Origin of the sequence: uncultured Holdemanella sp., from assembly GCF_934772795.1 — a bacterium.
Lineage (GTDB): Bacteria > Bacillota_I > Bacilli_A > Erysipelotrichales > Erysipelotrichaceae > Holdemanella.
Genome location: NZ_CAKVMR010000019.1, coordinates 1 through 16369 on the forward strand (window position 1 = coordinate 1; position 16369 = coordinate 16369).

At 34.6% G+C, this 16369-nt stretch carries 14 protein-coding genes; 13 read left to right on the forward strand and 1 reads right to left on the reverse strand.

The genetic code is table 11. From position 1 onward, the window contains the following. Positions 1–151: 151 nt before the first annotated feature. The 5 genes from pyrH to rseP are packed head-to-tail and all read left to right on the forward strand — an operon-like array spanning position 152 to position 4001. Positions 152–862, forward strand: coding sequence for a UMP kinase (gene pyrH, locus Q0F04_RS05095; protein ID WP_003865905.1), 711 nt, complete (start codon positions 152–154; stop codon positions 860–862). A gap of 11 nt (positions 863–873) precedes the next feature. Continuing rightward, entirely contained in the window at positions 874–1419 is a 546-nt protein-coding gene (gene frr, locus Q0F04_RS05100) for a ribosome recycling factor (RefSeq protein WP_117571579.1), read from the forward strand. A gap of 40 nt (positions 1420–1459) precedes the next feature. Beyond that, entirely contained in the window at positions 1460–2152 is a 693-nt protein-coding gene (locus Q0F04_RS05105; protein WP_199519660.1) for an isoprenyl transferase, read from the forward strand. Beyond that, positions 2149–2916 (forward strand): phosphatidate cytidylyltransferase, encoded by a 768-nt coding sequence (locus Q0F04_RS05110; RefSeq protein WP_295750914.1) that lies wholly within the window; start codon positions 2149–2151, stop codon positions 2914–2916. The genes Q0F04_RS05105 and Q0F04_RS05110 overlap by 4 nt, the downstream gene beginning before the upstream one ends. Before the next feature lie 11 nt (positions 2917–2927). Then, positions 2928–4001: an RIP metalloprotease RseP gene (gene rseP, locus Q0F04_RS05115; RefSeq protein ID WP_295750917.1), complete on the forward strand. Its 1074-nt coding sequence runs from the start codon at positions 2928–2930 to the stop codon at positions 3999–4001. Positions 4002–4039: 38 nt separating this feature from the next. Here the strand turns inward: rseP and Q0F04_RS05120 are convergent, their stop codons facing one another. After that, a complete protein-coding gene (locus Q0F04_RS05120; protein ID WP_295750919.1) occupies positions 4040–4696 on the reverse strand; it encodes a hemolysin III family protein in 657 nt (218 codons plus the stop codon). A 108-nt stretch (positions 4697–4804) separates the two neighbouring features. Between Q0F04_RS05120 and Q0F04_RS05125 the strand changes: the two genes are divergently transcribed. The 8 genes from Q0F04_RS05125 (at position 4805) to metK (ending at position 16200) form a co-directional block, all read left to right on the forward strand. Then, positions 4805–7732, forward strand: a complete 2928-nt coding sequence (locus tag Q0F04_RS05125; protein WP_295750922.1) for a chromosome segregation protein SMC — start codon at positions 4805–4807, stop codon at positions 7730–7732. Next, positions 7732–8691: a signal recognition particle-docking protein FtsY gene (ftsY, locus tag Q0F04_RS05130; RefSeq protein ID WP_295750925.1), complete on the forward strand. Its 960-nt coding sequence runs from the start codon at positions 7732–7734 to the stop codon at positions 8689–8691. The genes Q0F04_RS05125 and ftsY overlap by 1 nt, the downstream gene beginning before the upstream one ends. Continuing rightward, on the forward strand, positions 8691–8984 hold the full coding sequence (locus tag Q0F04_RS05135; protein WP_117571573.1) for a sigma factor-like helix-turn-helix DNA-binding protein: 294 nt from the start codon (positions 8691–8693) through the stop codon (positions 8982–8984). Before ftsY ends, Q0F04_RS05135 begins: the two co-directional genes overlap by 1 nt. 12 nt (positions 8985–8996) lie before the next feature. Next, the gene (locus Q0F04_RS05140) at positions 8997–10196 is read left to right on the forward strand and encodes an acetate kinase (protein ID WP_295750928.1); all 1200 of its coding nucleotides are present in this window, start codon (positions 8997–8999) and stop codon (positions 10194–10196) included. Further along, positions 10189–11121 carry a bifunctional oligoribonuclease/PAP phosphatase NrnA gene (locus Q0F04_RS05145; protein ID WP_295750929.1) on the forward strand — a complete coding sequence of 311 codons (933 nt, stop codon included), beginning with the start codon at positions 10189–10191 and terminating at the stop codon, positions 11119–11121. The genes Q0F04_RS05140 and Q0F04_RS05145 overlap by 8 nt, the downstream gene beginning before the upstream one ends. A 54-nt stretch (positions 11122–11175) precedes the next feature. Continuing rightward, the gene (locus Q0F04_RS05150; protein WP_295750932.1) at positions 11176–14208 is read left to right on the forward strand and encodes a DNA polymerase III subunit alpha; all 3033 of its coding nucleotides are present in this window, start codon (positions 11176–11178) and stop codon (positions 14206–14208) included. A gap of 3 nt (positions 14209–14211) precedes the next feature. Further along, positions 14212–14841, forward strand: coding sequence for a lactate utilization protein (locus Q0F04_RS05155; RefSeq protein WP_295750934.1), 630 nt, complete (start codon positions 14212–14214; stop codon positions 14839–14841). 264 nt (positions 14842–15105) lie between these two features. Beyond that, entirely contained in the window at positions 15106–16200 is a 1095-nt protein-coding gene (gene metK / locus Q0F04_RS05160; protein ID WP_118356928.1) for a methionine adenosyltransferase, read from the forward strand. Positions 16201–16369 lie beyond the last annotated feature (169 nt).

Genomic DNA, 16369 nt, shown 5'->3' on the forward strand with positions numbered 1-16369 from the left:
ACACTATTAAAGTACATAAAAAAATAAATAATCTTAAATCACGAAAATTCGAAGATTATTTCATGCGTAATCACTATTTCCAAGGGTTTTTCTTTTTAAATGACACAATATAGTGTATAATTGTTGTGACAATTCAATAAGGAGCAATATTATGTATAAACGTGTTTTATTAAAATTAAGTGGCGAAGCTTTATCGAGCCCTGAAGCTGCTTTTGATCCAGAAATCTTAAAAAGATTGGCAAAAGAGTTAAAAGAAGTACAAAAATTAGGGGTAGAATTAGCAATTGTTGTCGGAGGTGGCAACTTCATTCGTGGTAAAATGATGGCTGAAATGGGAATGAACCGTGCTCAAGCTGATTATATGGGTATGTTAGGTACAGTAATCAACGCCTTAGCTGTTCAAAATGCTTTGGAACAAGAAGGTGTGCAAACACGAGTGCAGACAGCTGTTGAAATGCAAAAGGTTGCTGAACCATTCATTTTAAGACGTGCATTACGTCACTTGGAAAAAGGCAGAATCGTTATTTTTGGAGCTGGTACAGGTTCTCCATACTTCTCAACAGATACAACGGCAGCATTACGTGCATCTGAAATTAATGCAGATGTTATCTTAATGGCTAAAAATGGTGTTGATGGAGTTTATGATTCAGATCCAAAGAAAAATCCAAATGCTAAGAAATACGATACACTAAATTATATGGACGTATTAAACGAAGGCTTACAAGTTATGGACTCAACAGCTATTAGTATGTGCATGGATAATGATATTGATTTAGTTGTATTCAATATGAATGAACCTGGTAATATTGTCAAAGCAGTTCGCCGTGAAGTGAACGGTACTACAATCACTAAAAAGAAATAAGGAGAATTAAAATGAGTGATATTTTATTAAATGCAGAAGAAAAAATGATGGGCGTTATTGATAATTTAGAATCAAACCTTCGTCAAATCCGTACTGGACGTGCTAGCGGACAAATGTTAGAACGTGTACAAGTCGAATATTATGGAGCAATGACACCAATCAATCAGATGGCTCAGATTTCTGTTGTTGAAGGTACACAACTTGTTATTAAACCTTATGATCGTTCAATTATTAAAGATATTGCACATGCAATTCAAGCTGCTAACTTAGGATTGAATCCTCAAGCAGAAGCAGACGTAATTCGTATTTTAGTTCCTCAATTAACGGAAGATCGTCGTAAAGAATTAGCTAAAGATGCACAAAAGTATGGTGAAGAAGCTAAGATTGCGATTCGTAACGTACGTCGTGATGCGAACGATGCTATCAAAAAGGATAAAGAACTTCCTGAAGACGAACAAAAACAAACATTAGAAGAATCACAAAAATTAACAGACAAATACATTAAAGATGTTGATTCAATTTGTGAAGCAAAGAAAAAAGAAATATTAAATGTCTAAGTCCAAACTTGATTTGGACTTTTTTAAAAAGGAGGTTTTTATGGCACCAAAAACAGTAGCTATAATTATGGATGGTAATGGTCGTTGGGCCAAAAAAAGAGGCTTACCAAGAACAGCAGGACACAAAAAGGGTGCGGATACAATTCGTACTGTGGCTCTAGCAGCACAAGATATGGGAATTCAAAAATTGATTCTATATGCTTTTTCAACAGAAAACTGGAAAAGACCAGAAGATGAAGTTTCCTATTTATGCAAATTACCAGGATTATTCTTTAATAAATTTATTAATGAATTGATGGAAAAGAACATTCGTGTAACTTTTGCCGGTGAATTAGAAAAATTCCCACAAGCAACACAAGATGTTATCAACAGAGCTGTAAATATGACTAAGGATAACACTGGCTTAGAATTATGTTTAGCGATTAATTATGGTTCGCGAAGAGAAATGTTACTCGGTATGAAAAAATATGCAGATGAGGTTGCTCAAGGCAAACGTGAAAATAATTTAACGGAAGAAGAGTTCTCAAAATATTTATTTGTACCAGAAGACATTGATTTGATGATTCGTACAAGTGGAGAACTTCGTATTTCTAATTATTTATTGTGGCAGCTTGCGTATGCAGAATTGATTTTTACACCAGTCGCATGGCCTGATTTTGATGAAAAAGCATTAAAAGATTGCCTCGATGAGTTTGCATCAAGAGATCGCAGATTTGGAGGCTTAACTTCATGAAACAAAGAATAATTACCGCTATAGGTATCATTCTTGTTGTTGCACTGCCAGTAGCTCTTGGAGGATATTGGTTAGAAGCCCTTGCCCTATTTATTGTTTGTGCAGGTGCATATGAATGGATGCATATTCAGCCAGAATTTAAAAACTGGCCTAAATATGTTCTTCCACTCAGTGCTTTAGCCGTCGTTTTAACGAGAGTTTTACCTGATAAATACTTTTTTGTTATTGTGACACTGATTGTTGTGTTTTTATGGAGTCTTGTTGTTTTCGTTGAAAACTTTTCGATTATAGACGCCTTTGTATGTATTTCATACGTTACAATTTTCTCTCTTGTTTATCATGCAGTAGGACAAATCGCAAACGTACATCAGTATCTATGGACGATTGTTTTCGCTACATATGGAAGTGATACAGGAGCCTATTTTGTGGGTCGAGCTATTGGAAAACACAAAATGAATCCTAGAATCTCACCTAAAAAGAGTTGGGAAGGTTTTGTAGGAGGAATTATATTTGGTTTTGTATTAAGTTTTGCGGTTAGCTTTAGCTACGTATCAAACCTAAACCCAGTTTTAAACACATTCTTATGTTTAGTATGTCCAGCTACTGCAGAACTTGGGGATTTGTGTTTTAGTGCTATTAAACGTCATTTTGCCGTAAAAGACTTCTCTAATCTTTTACCAGGACATGGTGGTGTTTTAGATCGTGTAGATTCACTATTATTAAATATTATGGTATTTAGTGTTTTATATACAATCATTCTCTAAGGGGGATTTGAATGGATTTTATTATTGGTATAATTGCCTTTGTCGTGATGCTAAGCGTGATTGTCATTTTACATGAGTTAGGGCATTTTTTAGTCGCAAAACATTTCGGGGTTTACTGTAAAGAATTCTCTATTGGTATGGGACCCTGTCTTTATCAAAAACAAGGAAAAGAAACTGCTTTTTCCATTCGTGCCATACCATTTGGAGGCTATGTAATGATGGCTGGCGAAGAAGATGGCTCACAAAGTGAAGAAGATAGCTGGTTAAAGGATGTTCCAGAAAATAGACGCTTGAACGGAATTGAAAGATGGAAACAAGTCTGCATCATGATTGCTGGTATTGTGATGAATATTTTATTGGCATGGATCATATATATGGGTGTGGCATTAGCTCAGGGCTATGTAGTAGAAGAGGCAAAACCTGTTGTTTATGTAGTTGAAGAGGATTCTGTAGCACAAAAAGCAGGCCTAGAAAAAGAGGATCGCATCGTCAAAGTTCAAAGTGAAGATGGAAAAAGTATTCAACCTAAAACACAATATGAGATTTTAGAGTTTATTCAATATCATCATGATACATTGACATTAACTGTAAAGCGCGATGGCACAACTTTTGAAACTACACTAACTCCATCCTATGATAAAGATATGGAAGGCTATACACTTGGATATAAGGCGATTGCGTATGCGAAGAAGATTCCTTGGTATCAATCTTTATGGGTTGGTTGCCAAAATACTTGGGATAGTGCAACAACTATATTTAAATCTTTGAACATGATCATCCATGGACAGGGATTAGAAAACTTATCGGGTCCTGTTGGCATTTTAAATGTCACTAGTAAATCTGTACAATATGGATTGGACATGTATTTTAGTTTGTTTGCGATGATTTCATTGAACATTGGAATCTTTAATGCCATTCCTATTCCAGCATTAGATGGTGGAAGAATTTTAATATTGTTGATTGAAAAATTAATTGGTCGAAAAGTTTCTACGAAAGTTGTAGAAAATATCATTATGGCCAGTTTTGTACTCTTGATGTTGTTGTTTTTATACGCAACATATAATGATATTGTTCGATTGTTTTAAAAAAAAGAACCTATATTTTACAATATAGGTTTTTCTTTTTAGATAAAATAAAGAATAGCTAATAAGTGACAAATACTTGCTAAGATAATGAAAATGTGCCAAACAAAATGAAAATATCTTTTTTGTGGTTTTGAATAAAAGAAAGTACCTATGGTGTACATAACACCACCTAATGCAATCAAAATGATAAATATAGGTTGAGTTTCTTTGATTAGCGTAGGTAAAATAAAGATAGCTAACCACCCCATGATCATATAGATTGTCATTGAAAGTTTAGGATAACTTTTCGTCGCAATCGATTTCAATAAGATTCCTGCAATTACCATAACCCATTCGATAGCTAAAATTGTATATCCTTTCCAGTTGTTCATAAGATTTAGACAAATGGGCGTATAAGTTCCTGCAATAGCCAATAAGATCATGATGTGATCTAATTTTCTAAATACATATTTGTGTGTTGTTTCATGTGGCATGCTGTGGTAAAGACAAGAACCCGCAAACATAAAGAGTAGGCAAATCAAAAATACGGCTGTTCCAAGTGTCTTTATAGCGCCACCTTGTAAATAGGCACGAACACTATAGTATGGAAGTGCAAACAAAATCAAAAGTGCCATAACTCCATGTGTGATACAGTTACCTACTTCTTCACCAAAACAAAGTGGATAAACATACTGCATACTATCTTTCTTGTTCATACACATACTATAACATAATAATAAATAATATACAATCTAGAAATAGATACTAGATATATTTTATGTGATTTTTTTGATATAATACACTAGTTAGAGTGGAGGGTCTTGATGTTTTTAAAACGTATTGAATTACAAGGCTTTAAAAGCTTTGCAGATAAAACAGTGATTCAATTTGATCAAGATATTACAGGCATTGTAGGACCAAACGGATGTGGTAAAAGTAATGTGAATGATGCTATTCGTTGGGTACTCGGTGAACAGAGTGTTAAATCACTTCGTTCAGGTACAAATATGTCAGATATTATCTTCTCAGGAAGTGAATATAGAAAACCTGTAAACATGGCACGCGTTACGTTGGTATTTGACAATTCAACACGTGTTTTTGATTCAGATTTTGATGAAATAGAAATTACACGACAAATTTTACGTGCCAATAATGAAGCAAGTTATTTTATAAATAAAACACCATGCCGATTAAAAGATATTAATGATTTAGTCATGGATACAGGATTAGGAAAAGATTCCTTAAGTATTATTACGCAGGGTAATATTTCTTCTTTTGCGGATGCCAAGCCAGAAGATAGGCGTTCTTTATTTGAGGAAGCTGCAGGTGTCGCAAAGTATAAAAAGAGAAAAAAGGTGTCATTGTCTAAATTAGAGCAGACAAAAGAAAACCTGGATCGTTTGCAGGATATTCTAGATGAGCTTGAAAGACAAATTGGACCTTTGGAAAAACAAGCTAAAAAGGCAGAAAAATATATTTCTTTAAGAGATAAATTATCAAAAATTGAAATTAGTGTATTGGTTGAGGATATTGATCAATATAATGATAAAATTAATCAGATCAATAAAGAATTGTTTGATATCCAAGCTATGCATACATCAGAGAATGCGGAGCTTTTAAAGCAGGAAAATCGCTTAGAAAGCATTCGAAAAGAAATGTATGCTCTTGATAAACAAATCAATGAGCTGCAAGGAAAATATACAAAAGCGATGGAAGAAAATTATCAGCTTGAAAGACGTAAAATCGAGCAGGATGAAAAGCGAAAGTATATGTTGCAGGTAGCGGATAAACAAGCTCGTCAAAAAGAATTACAGGCTATGCTTGAAGAAGCACGATTTGAATATCAAGATCGCCATCAGCGTTTAATGCAGACGCAACAAGATTTAAACAATCGTCGTAATATTGTGAATGATTTAAAAACGAAAATTTCAAAGGCACGTTATGAATCGGATCAGGCAAACAATATCTTGACACAACTACAAAATCGTAGACAAGTATTGGAAAATATGATGAAGCAGCCTTTTGCTCATCAACAAGGTGTGCGTTCTGTTATGCAGGCAAGAAACTCTTTATCTGGTGTTTACGGAGTTGTCAGTGAATTGTTGATTGCGCATGCCGATAAAGCTTTAGCTGTCAATGCAGCATTAGGTGGAAGTATTTATCAAATCATTACGAAAAATGAGGCGGACGCTAGAAATGCCATTTCATTCTTGAAACGAAATCGTAGTGGACGTGCAACTTTCTTACCATTAAGTGTATGTCATCCTAGAAAAATGAATGAACAAGTAATCACAATTGCTTCAACAAGCCCAGGCTTTTTGGGTTTTGCGAGTGAATGCGTGGACTGTAAAGAAATTTTTGATCCAGTGAAAGAACGATTGCTTGGTAATGTGATTGTGGTAGATACATTGCAGAATGCGAATGAAACCGCAAAACGATTACGTTATGCCTATAAAATTGTTACCCTAGATGGGGATATCGTACATACCGGTGGTAGTATGACGGGTGGTGTTACGAAGAATCAAAGTACACCAGTCACAATGCGTCAGGAATTAGAAACAATTAATTCAAAAATTGAAGGACAGAAAATCAAAGCCGGCAATTGTTTGGATGAAACAGAGATTCTTACGCAGAAACTTCAAAAAGAAAACGATGCGATTGTAACTTTACAGATTGAATTGGCTAAGCTAGAAAATATTTATGCGACTAAGAAGGCAAAATACGATTCCATCTTAGCTGAATATCAAGAATTAGGTGTAGACATTGAAGATAGTGGAGAATTAGCACAAGATGATCTTGTTGTACAAATGTCTAAGATGCATGCGGTATTGGATTCATTGTCTTTAGAGATTCAAAGCTTGCGTCAGACTCGTTTTGATAAAGGAAATGAAGCAGAACAACTTGAAAATCAGATTCGTTTAGTTCGTAGAGAAATGAGTTCTAAACAATCGCAGATCCATAACTATGAAATGGAAGTTGTGAAAATCAAAACGCAATTAGAGAACGCATTGAACCGTTTAAGTACAGATTATGAAATGACTTATGAATATGCATTAACTAAAAAGGAAGATGTAGAAATCGAAAGTGCAAAAGAAGAAGTTATTCAACTTCGTCAAGCTATTTCTCGTTTAGGAAATGTGAATTTGGATGCACCAAATGAATATAAAGAAGTCAAAGAACGTTTTGATTTTATGACAAGCCAAAAAGAAGATTTAGAAAAGGCAAGTCAACAAATCTTGGCAGCCATTGATGAGATGGACAAGACAATGATCAGTCAATTTACAGAGATGTTTAATAAAATTAATGCTGAACTAGATGGCGTATTCAAGGCTATGTTTGGTGGAGGACGTGCTAGTCTTTCCATGGTAGATCCAGAAGATGTATTGAATACGGGTATTGATATTGATGTTCAGCCTCCTGGAAAAATGGTTAAAAATATCCAGACATTCTCGGGTGGAGAAAAGGCTTTGATTGCGATCAGCGTATTGTTTGCAATATTGAAGGCACGTACAATGCCATTATGTATCTTTGATGAGGTTGAAGCAGCATTAGACCAGGCAAATGTTGAGCGTTTTGCCCGTTATTTATCGCATTATCGTGGTCAATCTCAATTTATTGCGGTAACACATAGACCAGGAACTATGGAACAATGTGATACTTTGTATGGTGTTACTATGCAAAAAGATGGAGTTAGTAAAGTATTAAAAGTGCAATTGAAAGATGCAGTACATATAGCGAAGGAGGAAAAGTAATGTCGGTCTTTTCGAAAATTAAAGAAGCTTTCGTAAAAAGTGAAGATAAAGATAAATATTTATCGGGTCTTGATCGATCAAAGAAAAGCTTTGGAGATCGTATGCGTGCTTTATCCAATAACTTTCACGGAATTGATGATGATCTATTAGAACAGATCATGGTCATTCTACTAGAGAGTGATGTGGGTATTCATACAGCACAAAAAATCGTGGATGCGTTTGAATCAAATGGAAAACATGTTAAAGAATATGATTCCATGTTAGATTATTTGGTTTCCATTCTGTATGATTTCTATGATGAATCAAGCGATGAACCAATTAAAATGAATGAAGAAGGTCCAACTGTTATTTTAATGGTTGGTGTTAATGGTAGTGGTAAGACAACTACAAGTGCAAAATTGATTCAATATTACAAGGAGCAAGGTAAGAAAGTTGCGGTTGCAGCAGCCGATACATTCCGTGCTGGAGCTATTGATCAAATTGATACTTGGGCAACACGATTAGGTGTTCATTGTGTAAAAGGTAAGATGAATCAAGATCCAAGTTCCGTATTGGTGGATGCTTGTCGTTATGCCAAAGAAAATGATATTGATATTTTGATTTGCGATACTGCGGGTCGTCTACAAAATAAAACAAATTTGATGAATGAATTAAGCAAGATGCACCGTGTTGTTCAAAGAGAAATCGAGGGAGCACCACAAGAAGTTTGGTTAGTTCTAGATGCGACTACAGGACAAAATGGTATTTCACAGGCAAAAGTATTCTTGGAAGCAACGGATGTAACAGGTATCGTTTTAACGAAGATGGACGGTACAGCCAAGGGTGGCGTAGTACTTGCGATTCGAGATTTATTACATTTACCAGTTCGTTTCTTAGGTTTAGGTGAAAAGCCAGCGGATTTAAGACCATTTGATATCAATGCCTTCTTGATGGGAATCACAAAGGGTATGGAAGAATAATGATTTCAAAATTAGATGCGAATGATTTATTAGATGTGTATGGAGAATTGTTGACCGAACGTCAAAGAGAGATTTTGTCTCTTTACTATGAGGAAGATTTCTCTTATACTGAAATAAGTGAGGAACTAGAGATTTCTCGTGCAGCCGCGATGGATTCGGTACATCGAGCTACGAAATTACTGGAAAAATATGAAGCAGCGATTGGTTATGTCGCTAAGAAAAAATTATTGGATTCATGGATTTTACAACATGAAGATGTTGAACAAATCGAAATATTAAAAGAAATTTTTTAGGAGGATCAAAAAATGTCGATTGTTATGAGTGTTAATGCAGGAAGTTCATCTTTGAAATTCCAAGTTTTCAAAATGCCAGAAGAAGAAGTTCTAGCACAAGGAAACGTAGAACGTATTGGTTTAAATGATTCTATTTTTGGAATGATAGCCAATGGAGAAAAAATTGAAGAGATCTTAGATATCAAAGATCATGCAGTAGCTGTAAAAAAATTAATGGAAGCTTTAATTGAACACAAAGTTGTAAATAGCTTAGAAGATATCAAAGCGATTGGTCACCGTGTTGTTCATGGTGGAGAATATTTCTCTCATTCAGTACCTGTAGATGCTGATGTTGAAGCTAAAGTTGAAGAATTATGTGCATTAGCTCCACTACACAACCCAGCAGCATTAGTTGGATACCGTTCATTTAGAGATGCTTTACCAGAATGTAAACACACATTCGTATTTGATACAGCATTCCACCAAAGTATGCCAGAAGAAAACTACATCTTCCCACTTCCTTATGAATATTATACTAACGATAAAGTACGTCGTTATGGAGCTCATGGAACAAGTCATGAATATTTGACAAAACGCTTGGCTGAGCTTCAAGGAAAAACACAAGAAGAAATGAATATCATCACTTGCCACTTAGGAAATGGTGCAAGTATTACAGCTGTTAAAAATGGTAAATCATATAAAACATCAATGGGATTCACACCTCTTGGAGGAATCATGATGGGAACTCGTTGTGGAGATATTGACCCTGCTATCGTTCCATTCTTAGAAAATAAATATGGATATACACCAGATGAAATGGATACAATCATGAATAAAAAATCGGGTATGTTAGGTGTAAGTGGAATCTCTAGTGATGGTCGTGACATTGAAGCAGCTATCAAAGAAGGAAATCCTCGCGCTATCCTAACACAAAACGTATATGTAAACCGTATTGTTGAAGTTGTATCAGGATACTATGGATTAATGGGTGGAGCTGATGCCATCGTATTTGCGGGTGGAATCGGTGAAAACGACTGTGCAATGCGTCAAAGAATCTGTGATGGATTATCAGCATTTGGTGTTGTAGTAAAACCAGAAGACAACGATGGAGTTCGTGGCGTTGAAAAATTATTAAGTGCTCCTGAATCAAAAATGCAAGTTTGGTTATTACCAACAAATGAAGAATTAGTCATTGCACGTGATGCCTACAAGGATTTGATGGCTAATGCCTAATGATATTTTAGAAAGCGTAAAAGATTTTAATACAATCACAATCTTTCGCCATGTTTTTGCTGACATGGATGCGATCGGATCTCAATTTGGCTTAAAGTACTATTTAGAAAGTGCTTATCCAAATAAAAAAATCTATTGTTTAGGAAGTAATTGTCCTGTATCGCAAAGAAACAACGTACATATGGATGTTGTGGATGATGAAGTAGTAGCTTCCAGCTTAGCAATTGTTTTAGATACTTCAAATGCTACACGCATTGATGATGACAGGTATCAATTGGCTAAAAAATCAATTCGTATTGATCATCACGTACAAGTCGAAACAATTTGTGATGAAGAATGGATCGATGATAAGGCAAGTGCTACATGTGAGTTATTAGCTTTATATCTTAAAGAAAAAAAAATTAATATTCCGGTAGAAAGTGCATTGATGTTATATCTTGGATTAACAGCGGACAATATTCGTTTTACGACAAATAATGTTCGTCCAGCTACATTTGATGCCGCAAAATACTTATTTGAACAAGGCGTAGATGTCACAAAAGTGGAACAATTGAACTTTTCAAAATCCATGGAAGACTATAAATATGAAACTGTTGTACGTAATCATACAGTGTTTAAAAACAAGTTCCTTTATTCAATTCTAGAATGTGAAGATTATGAAGAATTTGGTTTAAGCTTTACAGATGCGAAAGACAAAGTCTATTGTTTAGCAGGTATCGATTGTGTTGAAATGTGGGCATTGTTTACACGTATGGAAGATCGTGTGCATTATAGTGCATCTTTACGTTCAAGAAATATTCCAATTCGTGATGTTGCCATGGAATTTGGTGGTGGTGGTCACGAATGTGCAAGTGGAATTAAAAACTTAACGCGTAATCAAGTGGATCAAATTATTGAAATTTTATCAAATCGAGAGGTAGCTTAAGAAGCTATCTCTTTTTCTTGTGATATAATATCTACAATAGAAAGGTGGGATTTCATGGTTCATTTACATATGCGAAGTTCATACTCTTTACTTGAATCACCGATTCGTTTAGAAAATATGATTCTTCATCAAAAACAACTTGGATTCAACCATGTATGTTTGACCGATCATAATGTGATGTATGGAACGATGGAGTTCTATCAATTATGCAAAAAGCACAATGTACATCCGATTATTGGTTTAGAAGTGGATTCCATCTATAATGAGGAGTCATTTCATTTTATACTTCTTGCCAAGAATGATATGGGTCTACAAAATTTATATAAATTAAGTTCCATCATTAAAGAAAATATAGCTTTTGAAGAAGTTGTAAAGTATGCCAAAGATTGTGTTGTGCTTACTTCAAGTGATGGAAAAGATACATTTAGTGCATATATTGAACATCAGGATTTAGAAAAGTTAAGTACATTTGTAGAATTGTGTAAAAATTCGTTCTCGGACTTTTATGTTTCTATATCTATGAATGATTCGGGTAAAAAAAGAGCCGATAATCGAATTTTAAAACAACTTGATTGTAAACGCGTGGCTCTATCTCGAATTCTGTATGAGAATAGTGAAGACGTAAAATCTTTACAAGTATTAAGGGCGATTGCCAAACAAACGAATATTGATAATCAAGGCTTAGACGTACAATTTCAAAGATATTTAAGAAGTCCACAAGAAATGGAAGCACTGTATGATGAAAGTGAATTGATTGCTACAGAAGAAATCGCAAGAATGTGCAATGTTCAAATGGCTTTTCAAAAGTCAAAGCTTCCTGTATTTAAAAATAAACTTCAAATTGATTCTAGAGATTATTTGATCAAACTTTGTAAGAAGGGATTAGAAAAACGTTTAAATGGAAATTTAAATCCGACATATGTCAAACGTTTAGAATATGAACTAAGTGTCATTGTGAACATGGGATTTACCGATTATTTCTTGATTGTCTGGGACTTTATTCGATATGCCAGAAGTCAAGACATCTTTGTAGGTCCAGGACGTGGTAGTGCAGCCGGTTCTTTAGTCGCTTATTGTTTAGGTATTACACATATTGATCCAATTCAGAATAATTTACTGTTTGAAAGATTTCTAAATCCATCACGTATTTCTATGCCCGATATCGATACAGATTTTCCAGATGATAGAAGAGATGAAGTGATTCAATATGTTCGTGAATTATATGGTTATGATCATGTGAGTCATATTGTGACATTTAATACTTTGCAGGCAAGACAAGCCATTCGTGATGTAGGACGTGTTATGAATGTTCCGGCAAGAATTGTGGATGAGCTTTCTAAGATGTTAAAGAATACGCCTAAAATTACGTTGATGCAGGCTTATAATGAGAATGCTTTATTTCGAAAAAGGATTCAGTCGGATCAAAAATTAACTGAATTATTTAAGATGTGTGTAAACGTTGAAGGATTACCACGACATACCTCTTTACATGCGGCTGGAATCGTATTATCGGATCAGCCTATCGTGAATGTCTGTCCACTTGTCAGTGTTGATGGAGATATTCAGGCTACACAATTTACAGCGGAATATCTAGAAGATTTGGGCTTGATCAAAATGGATTTTTTGGGCATTCGTAATTTAACGACGATTCATGAAATTGTCACAAATCTAAAAGAACAAAAACATATTTCTTTGGATATGATGAAAATCAATTTAAAGGATGCGAAAACATATCAATTATTATCGCTTGGAAATACATTAGGTGTATTCCAATTAGAATCGAGTGGAATTACGTCTTTACTTCAAAAGATACAGCCCAATAAATTTGAAGATATCAGTGTTGTACTTGCCTTATATCGTCCAGGAGCTATGCAGCATATTGATACATATATTGAAAGAAAAAAGGATCCTTCAAAAGTTGTGTATCCACATCCTTTATTAGAGCCTATCTTAAAAGAAACCTATGGTATCATGATTTATCAGGAACAGGTTATGCAGACTGCCCAAGTGATTGCTGGTTTTAGTTTAGCGCAAGCTGACACGCTTCGTAAGGCTATGTCCAAAAAGAAATTAGACGTCATGCAGAACTTAAAAGAGCAATTTATATTAGGAGCACGAAAGAATCGTATCAAAGATTCGGTTTCCAATGAGATATTTTCTATAATGGAGCAATTTGCTGGCTATGGATTTAATAAATCACATAGTTATGCCTATGGCTTGGTAGCTTATCAAATGGCTTATTTAAAGGCAAATTATCCTTTATATTTTTATCAGAGTTTATTAAATAGTGTCATTGGTTCTGGTATAAAAACATCGCAATATATTTATGAATGTAAACGAAGAAATATTGTTGTGAATGGATGTGATATTAATCATTCTAAGGCGTATTATACGATTGAACAAAATTCGATTCGTATGCCGTTACAAGTTTTAAAAGGTGTAGGTAAAACAATTTACCCAACGATTTTAGAACATGCACCATATACAGATTTATTTGATTTTTTGGCCAAGGCAAGTATGTATAAGATTAATGAATCCACGATTCGTATTTTAATTGATGGCGGAGCATTGGATTGTTTTGGATATAATCGTGCAACTCTCAATGAAAATTTAAGAAAGCTGATTGATTATGTAAATATTGTGCGAATTGAAGATCCTAACGATTTATGCTTTGACTTTAGTATTGTTTCTCGTCCGGGCATTCAAAGAATCAAAGAGAATCCAATTCAAAAGGCTCAAAAAGAACAATATGTATATGGTTTCTATGTGAGTGAACATCCTGTGCAGTCTTTACGCATGCATAACTATCCAAATTGCATTCCATTATTGAATGCGGTAAATAGAGATGGATATATGAATATTTTAGTGCGTGTTGCATCTTTTAGAACGCATAAGACAAAGAAAGGTGATTGGATGTGCTTTATGAGTGTCGAGGATGAAGCTGGTAAAATGGATGCGGTTATCATGCCTCGTTTGTATGAGCAACAAAAAGCGAATATTCAAAAAGATCGTATTTGTCTGATTCAAGGAAAGAAGGATCGTCCAACATCAATTGTAGTAAATAGAATAGAATGGATTGAGGTGTAAGAAATGATCACAAAACGAAATGATTTATTATCTAAAAAAGTGATTCAAGGCTTAAAAAATAGACATATGAATGGGTATTATGTGCATTCGAAACAAGAAGCTTTGAATTTGGCACTTGGACTTATGCAACCGGGATCAAGTGTAGGCTGGGGAGGTTCAGATACTTTAAATAAGATTGGTATCAAGGAAGAGCTTTATAAAAGAAATTTTAAAGTTATTGATCGAGATCAGGCAAAAGATGCCGAAGAAAAGTACAAATTAGAAAGAGATTGTTTTTATGCAGACTACTATTTAATGAGTACGAATGCGATGACAGAAGATGGAATCTTAGTCAATATGGATGGGCATTGTAATCGTGTATCCTGTCTATGTTTTGGGCCAAAACATGTCATAATGATTGTGGGTATGAATAAGGTCACAAAAGATGTAGAGAGTGCAATTTCCAGATTAAGAAATGTAGCTGCACCGATCAACAGTCAACGCTTTAAAGGAAATAGACCTTGCCAATTAACGGGTAGTTGTGCAAATTGTTTAGCTGAAGGCTGCATTTGTGATCAGTTAGTCATCACAAGAAACAGCATGGAACCCGATCGTATTCACGTCATTTTAGTGGATGAAGTATTAGGATATTAGAATGAAATGGCTAGATAATTTAGCCATTTTTTCATATATGTATAATAATGATGATGAATTTCTTGCATTATTTGTAGTTTCATGTTTTAATCTTTATGCGTAAAAAAATTATCCAGAGTTGAAGTAGAGAGTTAGCTCGTTGACTTCACGCCAACCTGACAATATGTTAAGGTGGTCCTGCTAACAGCGATAAGAAGTATAGAGAATTGTAACATACTTCTTAAAGTATGTTTTTTTTATGGATAAGCAAGAAGAGGAGACAAAATGAAAGATTATATTTTTACAAGTGAAAGTGTTACTGAAGGTCATCCAGATAAAATTTGTGACCAAATTGCCGACGCAATCGTAGATGCTGCATTAGCTCAAGATCCATATTCAAATATGGCTGTTGAATGTACTATTAAAGATGATTTTGTATTAATTTATGGTGAATGTAATACAAAGGCTGAATTGGATTATGAAACAATCGCATTAAATGAAATCAAACGTATTGGATATACAGAAGAATATCATGTTCATACAGTTGTAAACCAACAAAGTCCTGAAATTCATAATGCCGTAAACCGTGATGAAGTGTGTGCTGGTGACCAAGGTATTATGTTTGGTTATGCATGTGATGAAAATGATGAATACATGCCATTAACAATCTATTATGCACACCTTTTAGCTCGTCAATTGACTAAAGTTAGAAGAGAACACCCAGATTTATTAAAACCAGATGGAAAAACACAGGTATCTGTAGAATATGAAAATGATGAAATCAAACGTATTGATACAATCGTAGTTTCTACACAACACTCAAAAGATATTACACAAGAAGAAATCAAAGAATTGATTATGAATGAAGTCATCAAACCTTGTATTGATGAAAAATACTTAGATGAAAATACTAAATATTTCATCAATCCATCTGGAAGCTTCGTTGTAGGTGGATCATGGGGAGATTCAGGAACGACAGGACGTAAAATCGTATGTGACACATATGGTGGACGTGGACGTATTGGAGGAGGATGCTTCTCTAGTAAAGACCCTACTAAGGTAGACCGTAGTGCTGCTTACTACTCTCGTTATGTAGCTAAAAACATTGTTGCGAATGGTTTAGCACGTCGTTGTGAAGTTGAAGTTGCGTACGCAATTGGTAAAGCACAACCAGTTTCATTATGTGTTGATACTTTTGGAACAGGTAAATTTGATGATGAAAAACTATTGGAAATCGTAAAGAAAAACTTTAACTTCGAAGTTGGAAATATCATTTCTGAGTTGGATTTAAGAAAGCCAGTTTACCACAAAACATCATGCTATGGACACTTTGGTGATCCTCAGTTTACTTGGGAAAAGGTTAAAAAATTAGAATATTAATCGTTTAGAACTACAAATTTTGTAGTTCTTTTTTTCACTAAAAAGTGCAAATAAATGGGACAAACGCGTTAATAATGGCAAATTAAAACAAATTAATATGTTAAATTGTGGGAAATACGGGTATTCTTTTGACACTTACGAGAAAATAGTGTAGCCTCTTTAATTGTGT

What these genes read in the sequence shown, in the direction of transcription:
- pyrH (WP_003865905.1), top strand. Translation starts at nt 152, where the DNA reads ATGTATAAACGTGTTTTATTAAAATTAAGTGGCGAAGCTTTATCGAGC.
- frr (WP_117571579.1), top strand. Translation starts at nt 874, where the DNA reads ATGAGTGATATTTTATTAAATGCAGAAGAAAAAATGATGGGCGTTATT.
- Q0F04_RS05105 (WP_199519660.1), top strand. Translation starts at nt 1,460, where the DNA reads ATGGCACCAAAAACAGTAGCTATAATTATGGATGGTAATGGTCGTTGG.
- Q0F04_RS05110 (WP_295750914.1), top strand. Translation starts at nt 2,149, where the DNA reads ATGAAACAAAGAATAATTACCGCTATAGGTATCATTCTTGTTGTTGCA.
- rseP (WP_295750917.1), top strand. Translation starts at nt 2,928, where the DNA reads ATGGATTTTATTATTGGTATAATTGCCTTTGTCGTGATGCTAAGCGTG.
- Q0F04_RS05120 (WP_295750919.1), bottom strand. Translation starts at nt 4,696, where the DNA reads ATGAACAAGAAAGATAGTATGCAGTATGTTTATCCACTTTGTTTTGGT.
- Q0F04_RS05125 (WP_295750922.1), top strand. Translation starts at nt 4,805, where the DNA reads ATGTTTTTAAAACGTATTGAATTACAAGGCTTTAAAAGCTTTGCAGAT.
- ftsY (WP_295750925.1), top strand. Translation starts at nt 7,732, where the DNA reads ATGTCGGTCTTTTCGAAAATTAAAGAAGCTTTCGTAAAAAGTGAAGAT.
- Q0F04_RS05135 (WP_117571573.1), top strand. Translation starts at nt 8,691, where the DNA reads ATGATTTCAAAATTAGATGCGAATGATTTATTAGATGTGTATGGAGAA.
- Q0F04_RS05140 (WP_295750928.1), top strand. Translation starts at nt 8,997, where the DNA reads ATGTCGATTGTTATGAGTGTTAATGCAGGAAGTTCATCTTTGAAATTC.
- Q0F04_RS05145 (WP_295750929.1), top strand. Translation starts at nt 10,189, where the DNA reads ATGCCTAATGATATTTTAGAAAGCGTAAAAGATTTTAATACAATCACA.
- Q0F04_RS05150 (WP_295750932.1), top strand. Translation starts at nt 11,176, where the DNA reads ATGGTTCATTTACATATGCGAAGTTCATACTCTTTACTTGAATCACCG.
- Q0F04_RS05155 (WP_295750934.1), top strand. Translation starts at nt 14,212, where the DNA reads ATGATCACAAAACGAAATGATTTATTATCTAAAAAAGTGATTCAAGGC.
- metK (WP_118356928.1), top strand. Translation starts at nt 15,106, where the DNA reads ATGAAAGATTATATTTTTACAAGTGAAAGTGTTACTGAAGGTCATCCA.